General features: G+C 68.2%; 22 protein-coding genes. 8 read left to right on the top strand and 14 right to left on the bottom strand.

All coding sequences use genetic code 11. The features are described from left to right. Positions 1-12: 12 nt before the first annotated feature. The 7 genes from ABEA43_RS11255 to rpsF form a co-directional block, all read right to left on the bottom strand. Positions 13-756, bottom strand: coding sequence for an amino acid ABC transporter ATP-binding protein (locus tag ABEA43_RS11255; RefSeq protein ID WP_345560918.1), 744 nt, complete (start codon positions 754-756; stop codon positions 13-15). Then, entirely contained in the window at positions 753-1,592 is an 840-nt protein-coding gene (locus ABEA43_RS11250; RefSeq protein WP_345560916.1) for an amino acid ABC transporter permease, read from the bottom strand. The genes ABEA43_RS11255 and ABEA43_RS11250 overlap by 4 nt, the downstream gene beginning before the upstream one ends. Further along, positions 1,589-2,449, bottom strand: coding sequence for an ABC transporter substrate-binding protein (locus ABEA43_RS11245; RefSeq protein ID WP_345560915.1), 861 nt, complete (start codon positions 2,447-2,449; stop codon positions 1,589-1,591). The genes ABEA43_RS11250 and ABEA43_RS11245 overlap by 4 nt, the downstream gene beginning before the upstream one ends. Before the next feature lie 266 nt (positions 2,450-2,715). Further along, positions 2,716-3,162: a 50S ribosomal protein L9 gene (rplI, locus tag ABEA43_RS11240; protein ID WP_345560912.1), complete on the bottom strand. Its 447-nt coding sequence runs from the start codon at positions 3,160-3,162 to the stop codon at positions 2,716-2,718. A 14-nt stretch (positions 3,163-3,176) separates the two neighbouring features. Next, entirely contained in the window at positions 3,177-3,413 is a 237-nt protein-coding gene (rpsR, locus tag ABEA43_RS11235) for a 30S ribosomal protein S18 (RefSeq protein WP_020543048.1), read from the bottom strand. 130 nt (positions 3,414-3,543) lie between these two features. After that, complete coding sequence (locus ABEA43_RS11230; RefSeq protein WP_345560910.1) at positions 3,544-4,116, bottom strand: single-stranded DNA-binding protein; 573 nt, start codon at positions 4,114-4,116, stop codon at positions 3,544-3,546. An 88-nt stretch (positions 4,117-4,204) separates the two neighbouring features. Continuing rightward, positions 4,205-4,495, bottom strand: coding sequence for a 30S ribosomal protein S6 (gene rpsF, locus ABEA43_RS11225; RefSeq protein WP_103957115.1), 291 nt, complete (start codon positions 4,493-4,495; stop codon positions 4,205-4,207). A gap of 190 nt (positions 4,496-4,685) precedes the next feature. Between rpsF and ABEA43_RS11220 the strand changes: the two genes are divergently transcribed. Next, positions 4,686-5,003 (top strand): hypothetical protein, encoded by a 318-nt coding sequence (locus ABEA43_RS11220; protein WP_345560906.1) that lies wholly within the window; start codon positions 4,686-4,688, stop codon positions 5,001-5,003. Between the two features lie 51 nt (positions 5,004-5,054). Here ABEA43_RS11220 and ABEA43_RS11215 read toward each other — a convergent pair whose 3' ends face one another. Further along, a complete protein-coding gene (locus ABEA43_RS11215) occupies positions 5,055-5,231 on the bottom strand; it encodes a hypothetical protein (RefSeq protein WP_345560905.1) in 177 nt (58 codons plus the stop codon). 72 nt (positions 5,232-5,303) lie between these two features. Here ABEA43_RS11215 and ABEA43_RS11210 point away from each other — a divergent pair, with 72 nt between their 5' ends. After that, complete coding sequence (locus ABEA43_RS11210; protein WP_345560903.1) at positions 5,304-6,047, top strand: deoxyribonuclease IV; 744 nt, start codon at positions 5,304-5,306, stop codon at positions 6,045-6,047. Between the two features lie 122 nt (positions 6,048-6,169). On the opposite strand, the gene ABEA43_RS11205 is transcribed toward ABEA43_RS11210, so the two are convergent. The 4 genes from ABEA43_RS11205 to ABEA43_RS11190 all read right to left on the bottom strand — a co-directional run bounded on the left by ABEA43_RS11205 (position 6,170) and on the right by ABEA43_RS11190 (position 11,761). Further along, the gene (locus ABEA43_RS11205) at positions 6,170-7,234 is read right to left on the bottom strand and encodes a mannosyltransferase family protein (RefSeq protein WP_345560902.1); all 1,065 of its coding nucleotides are present in this window, start codon (positions 7,232-7,234) and stop codon (positions 6,170-6,172) included. Next, positions 7,231-8,553 (bottom strand): glycosyltransferase family 87 protein, encoded by a 1,323-nt coding sequence (locus ABEA43_RS11200; protein WP_345560900.1) that lies wholly within the window; start codon positions 8,551-8,553, stop codon positions 7,231-7,233. The genes ABEA43_RS11205 and ABEA43_RS11200 overlap by 4 nt, the downstream gene beginning before the upstream one ends. Then, positions 8,550-10,910 (bottom strand): transglycosylase domain-containing protein, encoded by a 2,361-nt coding sequence (locus tag ABEA43_RS11195; RefSeq protein WP_345560898.1) that lies wholly within the window; start codon positions 10,908-10,910, stop codon positions 8,550-8,552. The genes ABEA43_RS11200 and ABEA43_RS11195 overlap by 4 nt, the downstream gene beginning before the upstream one ends. 464 nt (positions 10,911-11,374) lie before the next feature. After that, positions 11,375-11,761: a DUF5318 family protein gene (locus tag ABEA43_RS11190; RefSeq protein WP_345560896.1), complete on the bottom strand. Its 387-nt coding sequence runs from the start codon at positions 11,759-11,761 to the stop codon at positions 11,375-11,377. Between the two features lie 133 nt (positions 11,762-11,894). Between ABEA43_RS11190 and ABEA43_RS11185 the strand changes: the two genes are divergently transcribed. Both ABEA43_RS11185 and ABEA43_RS11180 read left to right on the top strand, forming a co-directional pair. Beyond that, the gene (locus ABEA43_RS11185; RefSeq protein WP_345560894.1) at positions 11,895-12,479 is read left to right on the top strand and encodes a PadR family transcriptional regulator; all 585 of its coding nucleotides are present in this window, start codon (positions 11,895-11,897) and stop codon (positions 12,477-12,479) included. Positions 12,480-12,492: 13 nt separating this feature from the next. Beyond that, positions 12,493-13,572, top strand: coding sequence for an inositol-3-phosphate synthase (locus ABEA43_RS11180; protein ID WP_345560892.1), 1,080 nt, complete (start codon positions 12,493-12,495; stop codon positions 13,570-13,572). Positions 13,573-13,662: 90 nt separating this feature from the next. Here the strand turns inward: ABEA43_RS11180 and idi are convergent, their stop codons facing one another. Continuing rightward, the gene (gene idi, locus ABEA43_RS11175; protein WP_345560890.1) at positions 13,663-14,247 is read right to left on the bottom strand and encodes an isopentenyl-diphosphate Delta-isomerase; all 585 of its coding nucleotides are present in this window, start codon (positions 14,245-14,247) and stop codon (positions 13,663-13,665) included. Positions 14,248-14,353: 106 nt separating this feature from the next. On the opposite strand from idi, the gene ABEA43_RS11170 reads away from it, so the two are divergent. After that, entirely contained in the window at positions 14,354-15,640 is a 1,287-nt protein-coding gene (locus tag ABEA43_RS11170) for an MFS transporter (RefSeq protein ID WP_345560889.1), read from the top strand. Here the strand turns inward: ABEA43_RS11170 and ABEA43_RS11165 are convergent. Continuing rightward, entirely contained in the window at positions 15,620-17,020 is a 1,401-nt protein-coding gene (locus ABEA43_RS11165; RefSeq protein WP_345560887.1) for a CCA tRNA nucleotidyltransferase, read from the bottom strand. The genes ABEA43_RS11170 and ABEA43_RS11165 overlap by 21 nt on opposite strands. Before the next feature lie 155 nt (positions 17,021-17,175). Between ABEA43_RS11165 and ABEA43_RS11160 the strand changes: the two genes are divergently transcribed. From ABEA43_RS11160 to murJ, 3 genes are read left to right on the top strand one after another with little or no spacing between them, the layout of a single operon-like run. After that, entirely contained in the window at positions 17,176-17,700 is a 525-nt protein-coding gene (locus tag ABEA43_RS11160; RefSeq protein WP_345560886.1) for an aminoacyl-tRNA deacylase, read from the top strand. Between the two features lie 50 nt (positions 17,701-17,750). Then, positions 17,751-19,874, top strand: a complete 2,124-nt coding sequence (locus ABEA43_RS11155) for a DUF6049 family protein (RefSeq protein ID WP_345560885.1) — start codon at positions 17,751-17,753, stop codon at positions 19,872-19,874. Beyond that, the gene (gene murJ / locus ABEA43_RS11150; protein ID WP_345560883.1) at positions 19,871-21,478 is read left to right on the top strand and encodes a murein biosynthesis integral membrane protein MurJ; all 1,608 of its coding nucleotides are present in this window, start codon (positions 19,871-19,873) and stop codon (positions 21,476-21,478) included. Before ABEA43_RS11155 ends, murJ begins: the two co-directional genes overlap by 4 nt. Positions 21,479-21,589 lie beyond the last annotated feature (111 nt).

Here is a 21,589-nt window from a genome sequence, read left to right as displayed (position 1 = left end):
CGACCCCCGGCGTCAGAAGCGGCCCGAGTCGAGGACGCTGCGCAGGAACTCGCGTGTCCTGGCGTGCTCCGGCTCGGTGAAGATCTTCTCGGGCGGGCCCTTTTCGAGGAGCACGCCGCCGTCGAGAAAGCACACCGTATCCGAAATATCGCGGCAAAAGCTCATCTCGTGCGTCGTGAGGATCATCGTCATCCCCGACGCCTTGAGCTCCCTGATGATCCCCAGCACCTCGATCACCAGCTCGGGATCGAGCGCCGAGGTGACCTCGTCGAGCAGCATCAGCCTGGGCTGGGTGGCCAGCGCCCTGACGATGGCCACCCGCTGCTGCTGCCCTCCGGAGAGCTGGTCAGGGTAGGCCCGCGCCTTGTCCGCCAGCCCGAACCTGGCCAACAGGTCGTGAGCCTGCTCCTCCGCCTGCCCCTTCGCCACCCTGTGCACCTGGCGGGGCGCCAGCGTGATGTTGTCCAGCACGTTCATGTGCGGGAACAGGTTGAACGCCTGGAACACGATGCCCAGCCGCTTGCGCACGGCGTCCACGTTCACGCGGGGGTCGGTGATGTCCTCGCCGTCGAGGCGGATCGTGCCGTCGTCGACCGTCTCCAGCAGGTTCACGCAGCGCAGGAGCGTGGACTTGCCGGAGCCGGAGGCCCCGATCAGGCTCACCACCTCGTGCGGGCGCACCTCCAGGTCGATGCCGCGCAGCACGCTGTGCCCGTGGAAGTTCTTCCACACCCCGTCGATCGTCAGCACGCTCATGCGCCCCGCCTCCTCCGCGTACGCGCCGCCAGATGGTCGGTGAACCTGGCCAGCGGGATCGTGAGCAGGATGAACAGCAGCGCCGCGACGAGGTAGGAGGTGAAGTTGAAGGTACTGGCCGCGTAGATCTGCGCCTGCCTGAGCGCCTCCAGCGGCCCGATCGTGGCGACCAGCGCCGTGTCCTTCTGCAGCGAGATGAAGTCGTTGAGCAGCGGCGGCACGACCCTGCGGGTGGCCTGCGGCAGCACCACGAACCGCATGGTCTTGCCGTGGCTGAGGCCCAGCGAGCGGGCCGCCGCCACCTGGCTGGGGTGGATGGACTCGATGCCGGACCTGAACACCTCGGCCACGTACGCGCCGTAGGAGAGGGTCAGCGCGATGACGCCCAGCGTCACCAGGTCGTTCGGGATGCCCTGCAGCCTGAGCGCGGGCAGCCCGAACCCGACGAGATAGATCACCAGAATCGTCGGCACGCCGCGGAAGACGTCGGTGTAGAGCGTGGCCAGCGCCCTGATCGGGAAGAACGCGGGCCGCTTGATCCCTCTGGCCAGCGCCACCAGCAGCCCGACGACGAGGATCAACGGCTCCGCGATCAGGAAGATCTTGATGTTGAGCAGGAACCCGCTCAGCACGTCAGGCAGCGACGCGGCGAAATGTCCCCCGTCGAAGAACGTCGCCCGCACCCGCGGCCAGCCGGGCGAGCTCGCGACCACCCAAGCGGCCAGGACGATGAAGACGATCGTCGAGGCCGTCGCGATCGAGGCCGAGCGACGGGCGCGCGACCTGCGTACCTGCTCCCGCTCGAGCTGCCGCCCGGACTTGACCCACTCGGTCATCGCAGCTCGGGCGCGCCCGCCGCCGAGCCGAGCCACTGCTGCTCGATCTTGGCCAGCTCGCCCTTGGACTTCAGCGCGTCCACGGCCTTGTCCACGCAGCTCTTGAGTGCGCTGCCCTTCTCCATCACCAGCCCGAACTCCTCAGGCGTGCCGCCCGTCGAGCTGAACTGGCCGACGATCTTCGACTTCTCCACCTGCGCGGCCGTCACATAGAAGGCCGTCGGCAGGTCCACGACCAGCGCGTCCACCTGCTCGTTCTTCAGCGCGTTCACGGCGTCGATCTGCTCGTTGTAGACGTTGGGGTCGTCGGCGGGCTTGATGACGTTCTTGACGGCGTCGAGCGAGGTCGTCCCCACCTGTACGCCGATCTTCGCGTCCTTCAGCTCCGCCAGGCTCTTCACGCCGGCGAACTTGCTGCCCTCGACGGCGACGACGGCCTGCTTGACCGTGTAATAGCCCTTGCTGAAGTCGACCACCTCGGCCCTCGCGGGCGTGATCGAGACCTGGTTGACGTCGAAGTCGAACTGCTTGACCCCCGGCGCGAACGCGGAGTCGAACTTGACCGTGCTCCACTGCACCTCGCTGCGGTCGAAGCCGAGCTCCCCCGCCACCGCGAAGGCCACCGCGCTCTCGAACCCCTGCCCGTTGCCCGGGTCGTCGTCCTTGAACCACGGCTCGTAGGCCGGCTTGTCGGTGCCGATGGTCAGCTTGCCGGCGTTGACCAGCTTGAGCTGCTCCTTGGCGCACGCGGTGGACGTCGTCGGGGCCGCCGAGGTGGCGGTGTCGTCGACCGGTGCGCAGGCGACGACCGCCACAGCCAGCGCGCCGAACGCGAGCAGCATCAAGGGACGGGCCATGGCCAAGCCTCCAGGGGGAACGTGCGAAAGAACGACCGCATTCTACGCTGACCGAATAGGAAATAACGTCCCCGGGGTGCCGCTCACCACGCCGTTCATACGCAGGCTCGCGTCGCGGCGCTCAGCCGGTGACGGGTCAGCGGCCGTTTCCTGGAAGGCCCTCAGCCCCGTGCGGCGGGTGGCCTGACCCCGGCAGCGCGTACCGGCAAAAAAGCCCTGACATGAAAAAGGCCCCGCTCCGGACGGAGAGGGGCCTGAATCATGGATCAGCCGCCGACAACCTCGACATCCACGGAAGCGGAGACTTCCGGGTGCAGCTTGACGGTGACCTTGTGGGAGCCGACGCTCTTGATCGGGTTGACGATCTCGATGCGGCGGCGGTCGAGGATCGGGCCACCGGCCGCCTTGACGGCGTCGGCGATGTCGCCCGTGGTGATCGAGCCGAACAGGCGGCCGGAGTCGCCCGCGCGGGTCGTCAGCCGGACACGCAGGGCGCCGATCTGGCCGGCGACCTCCTTGGCGGTGCCCAGGTCGCGGATCTCCCGAGCGTCGCGAGCCTTCTTGATCGTCTCGATCTGCTTCTCGGCCCCGCGGGTCCAGCGCATGGCGTAGCCGCGCGGGATGAGGTAGTTACGGCCGTAGCCGTCCTTGACCTCGACGACGTCGCCAGGGGTGCCGAGGCCGGAAACCTCGTTGGTGAGGATGAGCTTCATATCGACAGTCCTCCTTAGCGCGCGGTGCTCGTGTAGGGCAGCAGAGCCACCTCACGGGCGTTCTTGATCGCGGTCGCCACGTCGCGCTGGTGCTGGGTGCAGTTGCCCGTCACCCGGCGCGCACGGATCTTGCCGCGGTCGGAGATGAACTTCCGCAGCAGCGCCGTGTCCTTGTAGTCGACGTAGGAGATCTTGTCGTGGCAGAACAGGCAAACCTTCTTCTTGGGCTTGCGCAGTGCCGGCTTGGCCATCGTGGTGCTCCTTTCAGAGCCCCGCCTTCTGGGCGGGAATGGTCTCGGGCTTGTGGACAGATGGAAAAGGCCGCGAGGGCCTTGCGGTCAGACCTTGTGTGCCGGGAATGCGTGCCGCACTCCCGGCACGTTAGAAGGGCGGTTCGTCGCTGAAGTCGTTGCCGCCGCCGCCGAAGCCGCCGCCGCCGCCACTCTGCTGACCGCCGCCGCCCCCGCCGAAGCCACCGCCGCCGCCCTGGAAGCCGCCGCCCTGAGGCGGGGCGGGCGACGCGGAGGCCCACGGGTCGTCGGCAGGACCGCCGCCGAAGCCGCCGCCACCACCGCCACCACCCTGACGGGAGGTGCGGTTGACCTTGGCCGTGGCGTTACGCAGAGACGGGCCGACCTCGTCGACCTCGACCTCGTAGACCGTGCGCTTCTCGCCTTCTTTGGTCTCGTAAGACCGCTGCTTGAGCCGCCCCTGCACGATGACCCGCATGCCGCGCTGGAGGCTCTCAGCGGCGTTCTCCGCCGCCTGCCGCCACACGTTGCAGGTCAGGAAGAGGCTTTCGCCATCTTTCCACTCGTTGGTCTGTCGATCCATGAACCGCGGAGTGGACGCGATGCGGAATCGAGCCACGGCTTGCCCCGTCGGGGTGAAGCGCAGCTCCGGGTCTTCGACAAGGTTGCCGACGATGGTGATTACGGTGTCGCCTGCTGCCATGGCTAGCGCTCGCCTTCCTGCACGCCTTCGCTTTGGGTTACGGCTCAGAGTACGGCCGGGGCCCGACAAAAAGCCGGGCAACGACCTGCTAGTGCACGTCGGGGCGGAGCACCTTGGTACGCAGAATGCCCTCGTTGAGGTTCATCTGCCGGTCGAGCTCCTTGACCGTCGCGGGCTCCGCGGACAGGTCGATGACGGCGTAGATGCCTTCCGACTTCTTGTCGATGTCGTAGGCGAGACGGCGACGGCCCCAGACGTCGACCTTCTCCACGGTGCCGCCGTCGGTGCGGACCACGGTGAGGAACTGGTCGAGGGACGGCGCAACAGTGCGCTCATCGAGCGAAGGGTCCAGAATGACCATTACTTCGTAACGACGCATGCGGGACTCCAACCTCCTCTGGACTCTTGCGGTCACGACACTCTGCCGTGACAGGAGGACGCTGACGCTTGCCCGGACACCACTCTTCGGCATCGCGGGTCGATGGATCACCCATCACAACGCAGCTTGCCCAGGTTACCAGCCGCCAGTAGGTGGGAAGGCATGTAGGAAACCTAAGGGGGTGGTGGCTGTGCCACATGTGCTTCAACCCTCCGAGAGGGAGCGGTTCAAGCTCACGCTCAACACCGACGGGCGTTCGCACCCGGTCGAGAACATCCTGTCCGTCGCCACGCTGGTGTGCGGCATCGTGGCCTTCGTGGCGACGTTCTGGACGTCCGCGCACATGATCTCGTCCTGGATCGGCACGCTCGGCTTCGGTGTCGGTCTCTATTCGCAGTACGTCTCGGCGACCACGCCGCAGCGTTCGCTCAACGTCATCGGGCTGGTGGGCTCGTTCGTGGGAGCCGCGCTGGGCATCGCCCACGGCGGCTTCCTCCCCCACCCGTGATCGGCGCATGACAAACGGCCCCGGTCCGCCGGGGCCGTCCGATATGTGAAGTCACCCGATGTTCAGGTCGATGCCGAGCAGGACCAGGAACCAAAGGAAGACCGCGAGCAGGGCCTCGGCGAGGTCCTTCAGCAGTCCCGGTGTTATGTAGTCGTACAGCCAGGCGACGTAGATGCCGACGATGACATAGACCAAGAGGATCAGCGCTCGTAAGCGCCAGCGGCTCATAGTGTTTCTCCTCGCTTTGGATGCCTGGCGACTGCCCCTGGCCGGCCGCACCAAACGGATAAGCTCGGTGACATGGTGCGCATCGGAGCTCATGTCGATCAGGACGACCCCGCCGCTCACGCCGAGCGGGTCGGGGCCGACGTGGTGCAGTTCTTCCTGGGCGATCCGCAGGGCTACGACAAGCCCGTGCTGCCCGCCAAGCCGGTCGAGGGCGTCGACGTCTACATCCACGCCCCCTACCTGATCAACGTGGCGACCACCAACAACCGGATCAGGATCCCCAGCCGCAAGCTGCTGGAGCAGCATCTGAAGGCGGCCGCCGGGCTCGGCGCCAAGGGCCTGATCGTGCACGGCGGCCACGTCAACAAGAACGACGATCCGCAGACCGGGTTCGACAACTGGCGCAAGGTGTTCGAGCGCATGGAGTGCCCGATCCCCGTGCTGATCGAGAACACCGCGGGCGGCGGCAACGCGATGGCCCGCAAGCTGGAGCGCATCGCCCAGCTCTGGGACGCGCTCGACGGGTTCGACGTGGGGTTCTGCCTCGACACCTGCCACGCCCACGCGGGCGGCGAGGAGCTGGTGGACCTGGTCGACCGGGTCAAGGCGATCACCGGCCGCATCGACCTCGTCCACTGCAACGACTCACGCGACGACTTCGACTCCGGCGCCGACCGCCACGCCAACCTGGGCCAGGGGAAGATCGACCCGGAGCTGATCCTCGCGGTCTGCCGGGCGGCCGGCGCCCCGGTCGTGGTGGAGACGCCCGCCGACGGCCAGGCGGACGACATCGCGTTCCTCAGGAAGCACCTCTGACCACAGGGCCCGGGTGAGTGTTTCCCCAGCGCCAGGCCAGGGCTGGGGAAAACCTCGACGGAATACACACAGCCTGTGGATAACTTCCCTGGATTACCGAGGAAAAGAAACGGGTATAGAGATCAGCCCGCCCATGCGCCACTCAGATACCGGGCGGCGTTCACGAGCATGAGCGGCCCCGAGATCAGCGCATAGAGGGCGATCACCCACGCGTTCCTGGTCGCGACCTTGGCCACCAGGATCCACAGCGGGAACCACAGCAGCAGCGAGCGCGGGATCGACAGGTAGTACGCCGACGTCATCAGGGCCCCCGCCTGCGTCCCCGTGTAGACCAGCTCGCTCCACCGGCGCAGCACGAGCAGCCACACCAGGACGGCGACCGCCACCACGACCCCGACGATCTCCATCCGGAAGGCCACCGCGAAGTCGTCGGAGCCCATGGCCGAGCGCCAGGTCGTCTTCCACGCCTCCCACGGCCACTCGAAGTCGCGCCCCCACCCGGCCTCCTGCGCGTGCTTCCACGCCAGCCAGTCGCCGGTTCTGCGGTAGTGGTAGAACGAGTACGCCGCCAGCGGGACGAACGGCACCACCAGCCACCCGGCCAGCCGCACCCGCTCTCGCGAGGTGACGAACTCCACCACCAGCGCGATCGCGAGGAACAACCCGGTGATCCGCACGCACGAGGCCCCCGCCGCCAGCGCCACGGCCTGCGGCCAGCGCCCCTGCCTGGCCGCCAGCCACGCCGGGATCGCGAAGGCCAGGAAGAGCGACTCGCTGTAGCCGGCCGACAGGAACACCGACATCGGGAAGAGCAGCAGCCCCAGCACGGCCATCCAGCCGTCGGCCCCCTCGATCTCGGCCAGCCGGGCCAGCGCCACCATGGCGACCGCCCCTGCGCCCAGCGAGATCAGCAGCCCGGCCGCCGACCAGTCGGGGATGACGTGGTGCACGAGACGCATCAGCATCGGCAGCCCGGGGAAGAACGCGGGCAGCCCCTGGTCAGGGGGCCGGCCGGGCTCGCCGTCGTACCCGTGCTCGGCGATGGTGATGAACAGGGTGGCATCCCACTTGCGCCACTTGTCGGTGTACTCGCCGAGCGTGACCCCGAGCAGCGTCGCCACGAGCAGCCCGGCCCGCGAGCCGAACCACAGCAGCAGCGCGTCCCGCCGGGCCGAGCGGGTGATCATCGAAGGACGGACGCCAGCGTGAAGCGGTCACGGGCGTCGTCGAAGACGCCTCCGGCCTGATCGTCGACGCCGCCCTGCCGCACCAGGTCCTTGCCGGGCCGCAGGATGTCCCGGACGACGAACGCCATCATGATCCCGATGGTGATGACGCGCCCCCAGACGGCGGTGAAGTAGGTGTCGTCACCGATGCCCAGGTCGTTCCTGCTGAGCGGAGGCTGGTTGAGGAGGTAGAGCCAGATGGCGGCGAAATACCACATCTCGGCGAGCTGCCACAGCGCGAGCGGCTTCCAGTTGGGCCTGGCCAGCACGGCGAACGGCACCAGCCAGAGCACGAACTGCGGCGACCACACCTTGTTCGTCATCATGAACGCGGCCAGCGCCAGGAAGCAGATCTGCGCCAGCCTGGGCCTGCGCGGCGCGGCCAGCGTCAGCACGGCGATGCCCAGGCACAGCAGGGCCAGCGCCGCCATGCCGAGCGTGCTCACGTCGCCGTCTCCCAGGACCGGCCAGCCCTTGTTCTGGAAGAACAGCCACGGCGAGCCCCAGTCGACCCCGCGCTCCTCGGAGAAGACGTAGAACCTGCGCCAGCCGTCCCAGGCGAAGATCATGAACGGCGCGTTGACCAGGACCCACGCGCCCGCCGCCGAGCCCATCGTGACCAGGAACGGCCGCCATCGCGCGGTCCGCAACGTGAGCAGGAACAGCGCGCCCACGAACATCAGCGGATAGAACTTGGTCGCGATCGCCAGCCCGAGCAGCACCCCGGCCAGCACCTGGCGGCGCCGCCCCCAGGCCAGCAGCATGCCCATCGACAGCGCGCCCGCGACCAGGTCCCAGTTGATGTACGCGGCCAGCACCACGGCGGGCGAGATGGCGTACCAGAGCGCGTCCCACCGCCGCGTCGGCCCGGCCACCGCGGCCATCAGCAGCACGCCGATCACCAGGCTGATGCCGAGCAGGATGACCGTCAGGTCGTAGAACCTGACCGCCTGCGCGACCTTGTCGAGCTCCAGCCACCGGGAGATCCAGCTGATCACCTGCATGACCTCGCCCAGCACGACCGGGTATTCGACCTGCTTGTCGAACGGCACGTCGGCGAAGTACGGGTTTTGGGTGGCCAGCTCCCTGTCGAAGTACAGGGGGTAGATGTCGGTGTAGCAGAAGTTCGTGTAGGTCGTGACCTGGTCGTTCCAGCCGCCGGTGCGGCACGGCAGCCGCACGACGTACGCGAGGGTGGCCCCCAGGGCCGCGATCAGCCCCAGGGGAAGGTACGGCACGGTGCGCGCCACCAGCGGAGCGCGCACCTCCGTGGCCGTCACTGGTCCTCGGGCCGCGTGCTCAGCGGCCAGCCGCCCGAGGATCTGGGCTCAGGCGCGCTGCCGCCGCCGCTGACCCCGTCGCCGGAGGTCTGCGGGAAGCCGGGGTCACCGCCACCGTCGTCGCTCGTCACGTCGTCGCCGCCGCCGGTGTCGGTGTCGCAGCCGATCAGGCAGTCCTGCTCGTCGTTCCCGTCGTCGAACGGATTCTCCTCGTCGAACGGGTTTTCAGCGCTCGGCGTCGGCGTAGGCGTCGGGCTCGGCACGATGTTCTCCGGCAGGCCGACCTCGGCCTTGACGGGGAACTGCTCGACGGGCAGGGCCGCGTGCGCGGCCAGCATGAACTTCTGCCAGGCCAGCGTGGGCGGGCCCGCGCCTTCGAAGCCGAGCGTCGACTCCTTGGGCGTGGTGTACGGGTTGTTGCTGTTGTACTTGGTGCTCGGCTTGCCCTTGGGCGTGATCGGGCAGTTGGAGTGGATGGGCTGGACGATCTTGCCCGTCTTCGTCAGGCACTGCTCGCGGTAGAACCCGACCGCGGTGGAGAGCTGCGGCGTGTAGCCGACGAACCAGGCTTCCTTCTCGTCGTTGTTCGTCCCGGTCTTGCCGGCCGACGGCCGGTTGCCCAGGCCCTTGCCCGCCGCGGTGCCGCTCTTCAGCACCTCTTGCATGGCGACCGTGGCGTCGGCGGCGACACCGGCGTCGATGACCGACTTGGGCGTCTTGAGCTCGGGGTAGACGACCTGCTTGTTCAGCCTGACGACCTGGACGACGTGGTAGCGGATGTACTTGCCGCCGTTGGCGAAGATCGAATAGCCCGCCGCCTGCTCGACCGGCGTCACCAGGGCGCTGCCGATGGCGAACTGGTAGTGGTGCTCGTCGATGTCCGCTTCCATGCGCTTCTGGTTGAATCCGGCCGCCTCGACGAGGTTCTTCACGTCGTCGAGCTGGCCGGGCAGCTTGAAGGCCATGGAGACGAACGCGGTGTTGACCGACTGGGCGGTGGCCTTGACCACGTCCACGGCCTGGCCGACGTTGTGGCTGTTCTTGATGCCGCCCGGCTGCTGGCCGGGGAGGATCTTCGGGACCGTCTGGTTGCCCGGCACGAAGCTCTTGAGCGAGTAGCCCGCCTGCAGCCAGGCCGCCAGCACGTACGGCTTGAACGCGGACGCGGCCTGCTTCGTGGACTGGAAGGGCTCGTTCCACGGGTCGTTGAGGTAGTCGTCGCCGCCGTAGAAGGCCAGGACGCGGCCGTGCTTGGGATCCACCGCGGCCAGACCGGCGTGGTACTCGTTGGACCTGCCCGCGAGCTGGCTCTTCACCGCGTCCCGCGCGGCCACCATGAGCTTCCTGTCGAAGGTGGAGGTGATGTCGTAGCCGCCACTCTCGATCTCGTCCTGGGTGAGACCGCGCCCGGCCAGCTCGTCGAGGACCTGCTTCACCATGTAGCCCCTGAGCCCGCCCATCTCGTTGCTGGTGCCGGCCTTTTTGGGCGTGGGGAACTTCGCGGTCTGCGGGAGCTGCCCGTACTTCTCCGGCCAGAGCTCGGCCATGTTCTTGATGACGGTCCCGAAGCGCACCTTGAGCGCGGGGGCGTCGGGCTGCCAGTTCGGCTGCTGGATCCGGGCGGCCAGGTAGGCGGCCTGCTCGGGCGTCAGCTTGGCGGCGCTGGACTTCTTCTCGCCGAAATAGGCCTTCGCGGCGGCCTCGACACCGTAGGCACGGCCGAAGTTGACCGTGTTGAGGTAGTTCCGCAGGATGTCGTCCTTGGACAGCGTCTCGTCGAGCTTGACCGCGACGAAGATCTCGCTGACCTTACGCTTGATCGACACTTCCTGGCTGAGGCCGTCGTAGTAGTTACGGGCCATCTGCTGGGTGATCGTCGAGGCGCCCTGCAACTGCTGCCCGGTCGCGGTCATCCACAGCGACCGGACCATGCCCGGGATCGAGATGCCGGAGTCCTCGTAGAACGTCTTGTTCTCGATGGCGATCGTGGCGTCCTTCATGGTCTGCGCCATCTGAGCGAACTCGACGGTGTCCCGCTTCATGCCGAGCTTCGCGATCGGGGTCTTGCCGTCGCGGTAATAGATGGTGCTCTGCTGGGCGATGGCCTCGGCCTGGGTGACCGTGGGCACCTCGGTGTTGGCGTACGCGACCATGATCATGCCGAAGATGCCGGCCGTGAACACCACGAACGTGGCCACGACGATCTTCCAGCTCGGCACGAACCTGCGCCAGCCGCTGCGGCCGCCGTCACCGCCCTTCTTGGTCGGCGGTCCTGGCGGCTCGGGCGGCCCGCCCTGGCCGTTCTTCCTGCGCGAGCGCCGCGGCCCATCGCTGACGATGGTCTCCTCGTTGCTCACCGCCGATCGCGTGTCCTGGCGGGCACGCGAACGGCGCGCCGGCGGTTCGCCGCGTCCAGGGTTTTCCGGATAGGGCTGGTCACCACGCCTAGGGGGCTCGGGGTAACGCTGGTCACCGCGGCCGGGAACCTCCCGGGGAGGCTGGTCCGCACGCCGCGGCGGAGGCTGGTCCGCGCGCCTGCGCGGGGGCTGCTGCTCGGCACGCTGGGGAGCAGACTCGTCGTACGGCTGCGCCGCCATGGCCCCCGTCTGCTCATAGGCCGCTTCAGGACGACGCGACGGCGATGCCGCGCCCGCTTCGCCGGTTTGGGGCGGAGAACCTTGGGGCACAGAACGGGATGAGCTGGAACGACGGCGCCTTCCAGGGCGGGCCGTCCCCTCATTCATGCTGTTACTCACACGTCCTCGCAACGTCGTCGGATTCAAAACGGCGGTTGGGCGTGAGGTTCATCGCCCTCGGTTGATCACACTTGGCCGACGCGGTCAGGCGGTCCGTTACCGAGGACGTACGAAACCGTCAGGTGGTTCCAGGAACAACCTTGGCAGACCTCGACCACGTACACCCGGAACTCATCGTAATCATGAGCCATGGAGACGAGTTCCGACATGACCTTTGCCTGTCCGGCATGCCGTCCCAGGGAATCCCCGTAGACGTAGGTCACATGGGTGACGTTCTCCCTCTCACAGACAGGGCAGAGACGTTCGGTCGGCTCGCCCAAATGGCGTGCCGCCCGAAGGAGGTAGGGCTGTGCGTCACAGACGTCACCGCGCGAGGCTCGCCCGGAGTGCAAGGAGCGGACCACCGCCTTTTTCGCGAGGCCGTAATCCACCACCCTTCGCTGTGACCACATGAGCGCCAGACTACGGCGTTTTGCTGACTCATCCCAACGGCTTGGCGGATTCATAGATTGCAGCCATATAGCGGCTCGACGTATCCTCAGGATGTATCGGCTCGATACATCGACGCGAGAGGGGGCGGTTCCCATGGCCAGCGGACAAGGCAGGGTCTTGGAACTCGCCGTGCTCGGGTCGCTGCACGAGACTCCGCTGCACGGCTATGAGCTGCGCAAACGGCTCAACGCCCTGCTGGGGATGTTCCGTGCGTTCTCCTACGGGTCGCTGTACCCCTGTCTGAGAGCACTCCTGGCTCAGGGCCTCATCGCGGAGGAGCAGCCCGCTCCCGCCACGATCGTCGGCGGCCGATCGAAGATCGTCTACAAGCTGACGGCCGAGGGCAAGGAGCGGCTGCAGGACATGCTGACGCAGGCCGGCCCTTCCGCCTGGGAGGACGAGAGCTTCGGTGTGCACTTCGCGTTCTTCAGGCATACCGAGGCCGAGGTGCGCCTGCGCATCCTCGAGGGCCGCCGCAGCCGGTTGGAGGAGCGGCTCGACGCCGTACGCACGGCGCTGGCGCGCACCAGGGAGCGGCTCGACAGCTACACGCTCGAGCTGCAGCGCCATGGGCTCGAGTCGGTCGAGCGCGAGGTGCGCTGGCTGAACGAGCTGATCGCAACTGAGCGTCGGGCCTCTGAAGGGCCCGAAAGAGATACCACGTCAACTGATGAGTAAGGGAGCGAGTGCGATGGGTTCGGTTCGCGTGGCCATTGTCGGTGTCGGCAACTGCGCGTCGTCGCTGGTCCAGGGCGTTCACTATTACAAGGACGCCGACCCGGACGTACGGGTCCCGGGCCTGATGCACGTGAAGTTCGGCGACTACCACGTCGGCGACGTCGAGGTTGTCGCGGCGTTCGACGTGGATGCCAAGAAGGTCGGCCGCGACCTGTCCGAGGCGATCGTCGCCAGCGAGAACAACACGATCAAGATCACGGATGTGCCGCCCACGGGGGTGACGGTCCAGCGCGGCCACACCTTCGACGGCCTGGGCGAGTTCTACTCGGAGATCATCGAGGAGTCCGACGAGGACCCCGTCGACGTGGTCCAGGTGCTTCGTGACCACCGGGTCGACGTCCTGGTGTCCTACCTGCCGGTGGGCTCCGAGGATGCCGACCGGTTCTACGCGCAGTGCGCCATCGACGCCAAGGTCGCCTTCGTCAACGCCCTGCCGGTCTTCATCGCCTCCGACCCGGTGTGGGCGGAGAAGTTCACCGAGGCCGGGGTGCCGATCGTCGGCGACGACATCAAGTCGCAGGTCGGCGCCACCATCACGCACCGCGTGCTGGCCAAGCTGTTCGAGGACCGCGGGGTGGAGCTGCTGCGCACGTACCAGCTCAACTTCGGCGGCAACATGGACTTCATGAACATGCTGGAGCGCAAGCGCCTCCAGTCGAAGAAGATCTCGAAGACGCAGTCGGTGACCTCGCAGATCCCACACGAGATGGGCAAGGCCGACGTCCACATCGGGCCGTCGGACCACGTGCCGTGGCTCGACGACCGCAAGTGGGCCTACGTGCGGCTGGAAGGCCGTTCGTTCGGTGACACTCCGCTCAACCTGGAGTACAAGCTCGAGGTCTGGGACTCGCCGAACTCGGCCGGCATCATCATCGACGCGGTCCGCGCCGCCAAGATCGCCCTCGACCGGGGCATCGCCGGGCCGATCCTGTCAGCGTCCTCGTACTTCATGAAGTCGCCGCCCGAGCAGTACTCCGACGACGAGGCCCGCGACTACGTCGAGAAGTTCATCAGGGGTGAGGTCGAGCGCTGAGCGCCTGAGCCCTTCGATCGGCGCCGCATCCACACCGGGGTGCGGCGCCTTTTCGGACGCAGGGCCTTTTTCGGACCCAGCGCCTTTCCGTCAGATCTGTGCGGCCGGGGGCAGCTCGGCCTCGGCGGCCGGCTGCCAGGTCATCGGGTCGGAGCCGAGCTCCATCAGCAGCGGCACCTGCTCCCTGCACCACGGCGAGATCGCCAGCAGCCCGTTCTGGACGCCCTCGGCGAACTCCTTCCACGGCATCCACCGCACCTCCCCGACCTCGTCGGCGTTGGGCACGATGGGCGTGCCGACGGTGACGCGGTAGACCGGGCAGAGCTCATGCTCCACGATGCCGTTGGCCATCACGGCGCGGTAGGAGAAGGCCGGCAGCATCAGGTCGGCCCGCTCGGCCGTGACCCCGAGCTCGTAGGAGAGCCTGCGGACGACCGCCAGATCGAGCCGCTCGCCGGGCAGCGGGTGACCGCAGCAGCTGTTGGTCCACACCCCCGGCCAGGTGATCTTGTGGTCGGCGCGCCTGGTGAGCAGCACGCGGCCTTCGTGATCGAAGACGTAGCTGGAGAACGCCAGGTGGAGCGGGGTCTCATGGCCGTGCACCGATGTCTTGGGAGCGGTGCCCAGCGCGCGGCCGGCGGCGTCGACCAGCACAACGTGTTCGTCTGTCGTCACGCTATGAAGCGTACGAGATCATGTGGACCGTTAGGAACCCGTTGCCCACCTGCTGCACCAACCTCCCGAGCATCGTAGAGGACAGGCACGGGGCTAGGCTGACGGCGTGTCTTTCGTCGCCGATCTACGCGTCGTCCTACAGGGCAGGGATTTCAAAAGGCTGTTCGGCACCCGGCTGATCTCCCAGTTCTCCGACGGCATCTTCCAGTTCGGCGTCGCCGGATTCGCCTTCTTCAGTCCCGAGAACCAGACGACCGCGCTCGAAGTGGCCACCGGGCTGGCCGTGCTGCTGCTGCCGTACAGCGTGCTCGGGCCCTTCGTCGGCGTGTTCATCGACCGGTGGTCGCGGCGGCAGATCCTGGTGGTGGCTCCCGTCGTACGCGGCCTGCTGCTGCTGGTCGCCGCCGGGCTGGTCGCCGCCGACGTGCCCGATCCCGCGTTCTACGCGGCGGCGCTCGGCGTGCTGGGGGTCAACCGGTTCTTCCTGGCCGCGCTCGGCGCCTCGCTGCCGCACGTGGTGCCCGCCGAGCGGCTGATGGCCGCCAACGCGGTCACGCCCACCTCGGGGACCGTGGTGACGTTCATCGGCGCGGGGGTGGGCTTCCTGCTGCGCGAGGTGTTCGGCGGCAACGACGCCGGCGTCGCGCTGTTGCTGGTCACCTCGGGCCTGGTGTTCGGGCTGAGCGCGCTGGTCGCGCGCACGATGGACCGCGGGCTGCTCGGCCCCTGGTCCGACCCTGACAAGCCGCAGGCCCGCCAGGCCGTGCGCAGCATCGTCGGCGGTCTCGCCGACGGCGCCAAGCATCTGGTGCGCCACCGTACGGCCGCCGCCACCATGGGCGCGATGGCCGCCCACCGCTTCTTCCTGGGCATCGCCACCGCGCTCGGCATCATCCTCTACCGCTACTACTTCACCGACGGCGACCCCGAGGCCGCGCTGCGCGGGATCAGCCTGGTGCTGGCCACCTCCGGCTTCGGCTACTTCATCGCGGTGATCATCACCCCCTACGCGACCGAGCGGTTCACGATCGAGCGCTGGGTGCCGATCGCGCTGTCCGCGTCCGGAGTGCTGACGGGCGTGCTGGTGCTGCCGTTCCAGGTGTGGGGGCTGCCGATCGCCGGGTTCCTGCTGGGCGTGGCCGGGCAGAGCGTCAAGATCTGCGCCGACACCACCGTCCAGCGCGACGTCGAGGACATCTACCTGGGCCGCGCCTTCTCGATCTACGACATGCTCTTCAACGGCATGTACGTGCTGGCCGCGGCCCTGTCGGCGCTCATCCTGCCGGCGAACGGCAAGTCCTACCTGGCGGTCGTGATCGTCACGGTCGGCTACCCCGTGGCGGCGCTCGCGTACCGGATGATCACGACGGCGTCACGCGCTCGCGCCTCCTGAGCGGGCCCACTCCAGCAGCGCCTCGGTGACCGCCTCCTTGCCGAGCATGCCCTTGTCCAGCCTGAGTTCGAGCAGGAACTTGTACGCCTGCCCCACCACCGGCCCCGGCCCGATGCCCAGCACGCGCTGGATCTCGTTGCCGTCGAGCTCCGGCCGGATCTTGGCCAGCTCCTCCTCCTCGGCCAGCCGCGAGATGCGCTCCTCCAGCTGGTCGTAGGTCCGCGACAGCGCCGAGGCCTTGCGCTTGTTGCGCGTGGTGCAGTCGGCCCTGGTCAGCTTGTGCAGGCGTTCGAGCAGGTGACCGGCGTCGCGCACGTAGCGGCGCACGGCGCTGTCGGTCCACTCCCCCGTGCCGTAGCCGTGGAAGCGCAGGTGCAGCTCGACCAGCCGGGAGACGTCCGCCACCACGTCCTTGGGGAACTTCAGCTCGGTCATGCGCTTCTTCGTCATCTGCGCGCCGACCACCTCGTGGTGGTGGAACGACACCCGCCCGCCCACCTCGTGGCGGCGCGTCTTGGGCTTGCCGATGTCGTGCAGGAGCGCCGCCCAGCGCAGCGTCCGGTCCGGCTTGCCGTCCTCCTCCTGGGAGATGGCCTGGTCGAGGACGGTCAGTGTGTGCTCGTAGACGTCCTTGTGCCGGTGGTGCTCGTCGATCTCCAGGCGCAGCTTGGGCAGCTCGGGCAGCACGTGCCCGGCCAGGCCGGTCTCCACCAGCAGCCGCAGCCCCTCGCGCGGGTTGGCGCCGCAGATGAGCTTGTCGAGCTCGTCGCGGATGCGCTCGGCCGAGACGATCTCGATGCGCTCGGCCATCGCGGTCATCGCCGCCAGCGCCTGCGCGTCCACGCTGAACCCGAGCTGCGAGGCGAACCTCGCGGCGCGCAGCATCCGCAGCGGGTCGTCGTCGAAGGACTGCTCGGGCGTGCCGGGCGTGCGCAGCAGCTTGGCGCGCAGGTCGTTCAGTCCGCCGTACGGGTCGACGAACTCGTGGCCGGGCAGCCGCACCGCCATCGCGTTGACCGCGAAGTCGCGCCGCTCCAGGTCGGCCTCCAGCGTCTCGCCGTACATGACCTCGGGCTTGCGCGACTTCGGGTCGTACGACTCGCTCCGGTACGTCGTGATCTCGATGAGCCAGCTCCCCTTGCGCAGGCCCACCGTGCCGAAGTCGATGCCGATCGTCCACACGGAGTCGGCCCAGTCCCTGACGATCTCCAGCACCCGCTCGGGGTGGGCCTCGGTGGTCAGGTCGAGGTCGTTGCCGACGCGGCCGAGCAGGAGGTCACGCACCGGACCGCCGACCAGGGACAACTCGTGTCCCTTGGCGGCGAACAGGCGGCCGAGCTCGTCGGCCACCGGTGCGATCTTGCGGAACAGGTCGGTCATGGCCCGCTGCTGGCTTTCGGTCAAAGATGAGTCGGACAAACTGAGTCGGTCCTTCGATTCCGGAACATATCCCCCGAGCCACACCAGGTCCGGGTTACCGTCGGTCAAGGGACCGTCGGGGGCCATGGCACATCACGCACGGCAAGGAGGACTATATGAAGGACGCCCTCGCGATCCATCGCTGGCTCCTCGCACACCAGGTCCATCATGAGATCGTACGCCTTCCGCGTCCCATGACATGCGCGGAAGAGCTGCCGGATACGCTCTCCGCGGCGCCCGAGCGGTGCCTGATGGTCACAGTGCTCGAAGTCACCACCAGGATCGGCCGCGAGGTCGTCATCGCGGTCACCTCTACTGTGGCGGCACCACCCCGTCCCGGCCTCGTCGGCGAACGCCTCGGGCTGCGCCGGGTCCGCCCCGCGCCCGCCCACCTGGTCAACTCCGTCACCGACTACGCCGACGGGCTCGTGTGCCCGCTGCTGCTGCCGGAGTCGCTGCCGATGTTCATCGACGACCGGCTGATCACGGACGCCGAACCGATCTTCATGACCACCGGCGAACGGCACACGGCGCTCACCGTTGGCGCACTCGACCTGCTGACACTCCTGCCGGGCAAGATGGTCGACCTACGCGCCGCACGGTCGAGAGGAACACGTGAGGCGGTCGCGCTGCGGCACTGAACCCGTACCATTGCGGGCGTGCGTCGTCGTACTCCAGTTCAGGCAACCGCGTGATCCGTAAGACCGCGCTGCTCGCCGTGCTGTCCGCAACGTTGCTCGCCCCTTTGATGGCGACGACGCCGGGCACGGCTGCCACGAACACGACCAGGCAGACCCTCTCGGTGACGATCGGCTCGATCACGCCGGACGTGCCCGACGCCCAGACCGATGTGATCAAGTTCACCGGCACGATCCGCAACGACACCGGCGCCCCGCTGTCCGCGCTGCGCGTACGCCTGCGCTACACCGGGCAGAAGTTCACCGACCGGGCCCTCATGGCCGCCTACCAGACCGACCAGAGCCCGGCGACGCTCCCGCCGAACGCCTCCTCCTCTTCGGCCATGGAGATCCCCGAGCTGGCCGCCGGCGGCGAGGCGCGCTGGGAGTTCACCGCGACGCCCGTCCAGCTCGGCTACCGCTCGTTCGGCGTCTACCCGGTGGCCGTGGACGTGGCCCAGAACAACGTGCCGATCACCGTCGCGCAGCGCACCTATCTCACGTACGCGCCGCCGACCGTGCCGAAGCTGCCGACCAACAAGCTGGCCATCGCGCTGCCCGTCATCGACCAGCCGCACCGGGCGACCGACGTCGACCCGAAGACCCGCCTGCCCCTGTTCGTGGACGACAAGCTGAGCCAGTCGATCACCGGCAAGGGCCGGCTGGCCGACCTCGCCCGCATCGCGCAGAGCGCGCCCAAGGCCGTCACCTGGTTCTTCGATTCCGCGCTGCTCGACGACCTCATCACGATGGGCAAGAAGCACCAGGTCAAGACGAAGGACGGCACGCAGGACAAGCAGCCCGACCCGGCCGCCGCCGAGTGGCTGACGTCAATGCGCACCTCGCTGGCCGCCTCACCCGTGATCGCGGTCCCGTACGCCGACCCCGACGTGGCGGCGCTCGCGCACCAGGGCCTGGACTCGCAGACCGAGCGGGCGATCGAGCTGGGCGGCCAGCTCACCAGGTCGCTGCTCAACCGCGACGCGAAGACCACCGTCAACTGGCCGGCCGCGGGCGTGCTCGACCCCGACGCGCTCGACCTGCTCTCGGTCAGCAAGGAGAAGGTCGGCACGGTCCTGCTCAACTCGACCAACCTGCCGCCGCAGCCGCCCGTCACGTTCACGCCCGACGCGGCCTCGACGCTCGACTCGGTCAACGGGCCCGTCACCGCGCTGGTCGCCGACGCCGAGCTGAGCCGGCTGTTCGAGCCGGAAGTCACCACGTCGGTCCTGCTCAGCCAGCAGCGGTTCATCGCCGAGACCGCGATGATCGCCGCCGAGACCGGACAGACCCTGCCCAGGTCCCTGGTCGTGGCCCCCTCCCGGCGCTGGGACCCCAACCCCACGCTCGTCACCGCGCTGATGAAGACCGCGAACCGGCTGCCCTGGCTGTCGCTGACCACGCTGGAGTCGATCAAGCCGAGCAAGGCGTCGGTCCCCCGCGCCGGTCTGACCTACACCGAGCAGGACCGCAAGGCGGAGCTGACCGGCAAATACCTGGAGCCGGTCAAGAGCGTCGCGTCCAAGGCGCAGCTCACCGCGCTGATCACGGCCGAGAAGTCGCAGTCCAGCTTCGACGCGGCGGTGCTCAGGCTGACCTCGTCGGCCTGGCGCAACAACACGCGCGTCGGCCGCGCCGTGACCAAGGCGGTCGACTCCGCCGTGGACGGCAAGACCGACGAGATCCAGATCACCGGCGCGGGCCCCGACCGGCCGCGCACCCTGGCGGGCAGCAACGGAGTGGTGCCCATCAGCGTGAAAAACTCGCTGAGCACCCGCATCGCCCTCTACATCGAGGTCACGTCGAACAACCCCGAGCTGCTCAAGGTCACCTTCGAGCAGGAGAAGCCGCTGCCGATCGAGGCCAAGCAGAGCGGCACCGTGCAGGTGCCGATGAACGCCACCGCGAACAGCGGCGACGCGACGGTGACCGTGCAACTCAAGACGGCCGACGGCCAGGCCTACGGCAAGCCGCAGCGGCTGACGATCCGCACCACCGGTTACACCGGGATCGCCCTGGTGATCGTGGGGGCGGCGCTGACCGTGATGCTCGCCGCCGTGGTGACGCGGATCCTGCGGCGCAGGTCCGAGCGGAAGAGCGCACGCGCCGCCAAGAACCGGGAGAATGAGACCGTATGAGCCGCATGTTGCGGGCCAGTGCCATCATGGCGGCGGGCACGATGGTGTCCAGGGTCACAGGGTTCGCACGCACCATGGTGCTCGCCTACGCCATCGGCACGCGAGCGCTGGGCGACTCCTACAACGCGGCCTACGCGATCCCCTACAGCATCCTCGACCTGCTGCTGCTCGGCGTGCTGAGCAGCGTCGTGGTGCCGATGATCGTCCGGGCCCAGCAGCATGATCCCGACCGCGGCCGGGCCTACGAGCAGCGCCTGCTGACGCTCTCCGCGGTCGCGCTGATCGGGGTGGCGGTGCTGGCCGTGTTCGCCGCGCCGCTGCTCATCGACCTCTACACCGACTGGACTCCCGGCGACCGCCAGTACGAGGTCGCGGTCCTGCTGGCCCGCTTCATCCTGCCGCAGCTGGCGTTCTTCGGCGTGGGCGCGGTGGCGGGGGCGATCCTCAACACCCGCGACCGCTACGGCGCGCCCATGTGGGCGCCGGTCGTCAACAACCTGGTCGTCATCTGCGTGTTCCTGGCCTACGCCGTGTTCAGCGGCTCCGGCAACGACATCGGGGCGGTCAGCACCGGCGATCTGGCCCTGCTCGGCCTCGGCACCACGGCGGGCATCGTGGCCCAGGCCGCGATCCTGATCGTCGCGCTCAGGCGGGTCGGGTTCTCCTTCGTGCCGCGCTTCGACCTGCGCAACGCCCGGCTGGGCGAGATGGCCAGGGCCGGTGTCTGGACGATCGGCTACGTGATCGTCACCCAGCTCGGCTTCATGCTGACGACCAACCTGGCCAGCGCGGCCGGCAACGCGGTCGAGGGGCACGGCATCAGCCCGTACACCCTGGCGTTCCAGCTTTTCCAGCTCCCGTACGGCATCATCGGCGTCTCGGTGATCACGGCCATGCTGCCGCGGATGAGCCGGGCCGTCGGCGAGGGGCGGCTGAACGACGTGCGCACCGAGTTCGGGTCGAGCGTGCGGCTCATCTGCTCGCTCATGGTGCCGGTGTCGCTGCTGCTCATGGTGCTCGGCCCGGCCATCACCGTGCCGATCTACGGCCACGGGGCCAACAGCGTCGCGGACGCCGTCTACATCGGCAACGTGTTGCAGGTCTACGGGCTGGCGCTGGTGCCGTTCGCGCTCTTCCAGCTCCTGCTGCGGGTCTTCTACAGCTTCGGCGACACCCGGACGCCGGTCTTCATCGGCGCGGGCACCACTGCGGTCAACGCGGTGCTCATGCTCGTGTTCTACGCCATGCTGCCGGCCCGTTACGCGGTGATGGGGCTGGCTCTGGCGTACGCCGTCGCGTACGCGCTCGGCGCAATGCTGGCTTGGTGGCTGGCCAGCCGCCTGGTCCACGGGCTCGGCGGATGGACCATCGGAATGGCGCTGACCAGGATGTATCTGGCCGCACTGCCCACCGCCGTGCTCGCCCTCGCGGCGGTCTGGATCGTCACGGACGTGGTCAACGGCCTCGGGTTCATCAACTCGTTGATCGTCTTGGCCACCGGCGGGGGCCTAGGATTGCTGCTCTACCTCGGCGTGGCCCACAGAATGCGCATCCCTGAGGTCAACTCCATCGTTGGGATGGTCGCCGGACGGGTAGGTCGGTAAAGAACGCGGTCGGAATCAGCTCGGCACTAGCATGGAGCCCGACACGCGCGAATGGAAGCAGGAGGGGCGTGGGCGGATCCACCCGGCATAGCGTGCCTTCGTGGGACACCA

This window comes from Nonomuraea rosea, from assembly GCF_039539705.1.
GTDB classification, from domain to species: domain Bacteria; phylum Actinomycetota; class Actinomycetes; order Streptosporangiales; family Streptosporangiaceae; genus Nonomuraea; species Nonomuraea rosea.
Note: the sequence above shows the minus strand (reverse complement) of the source record. Positions and strands in the feature narration are given on the sequence as shown.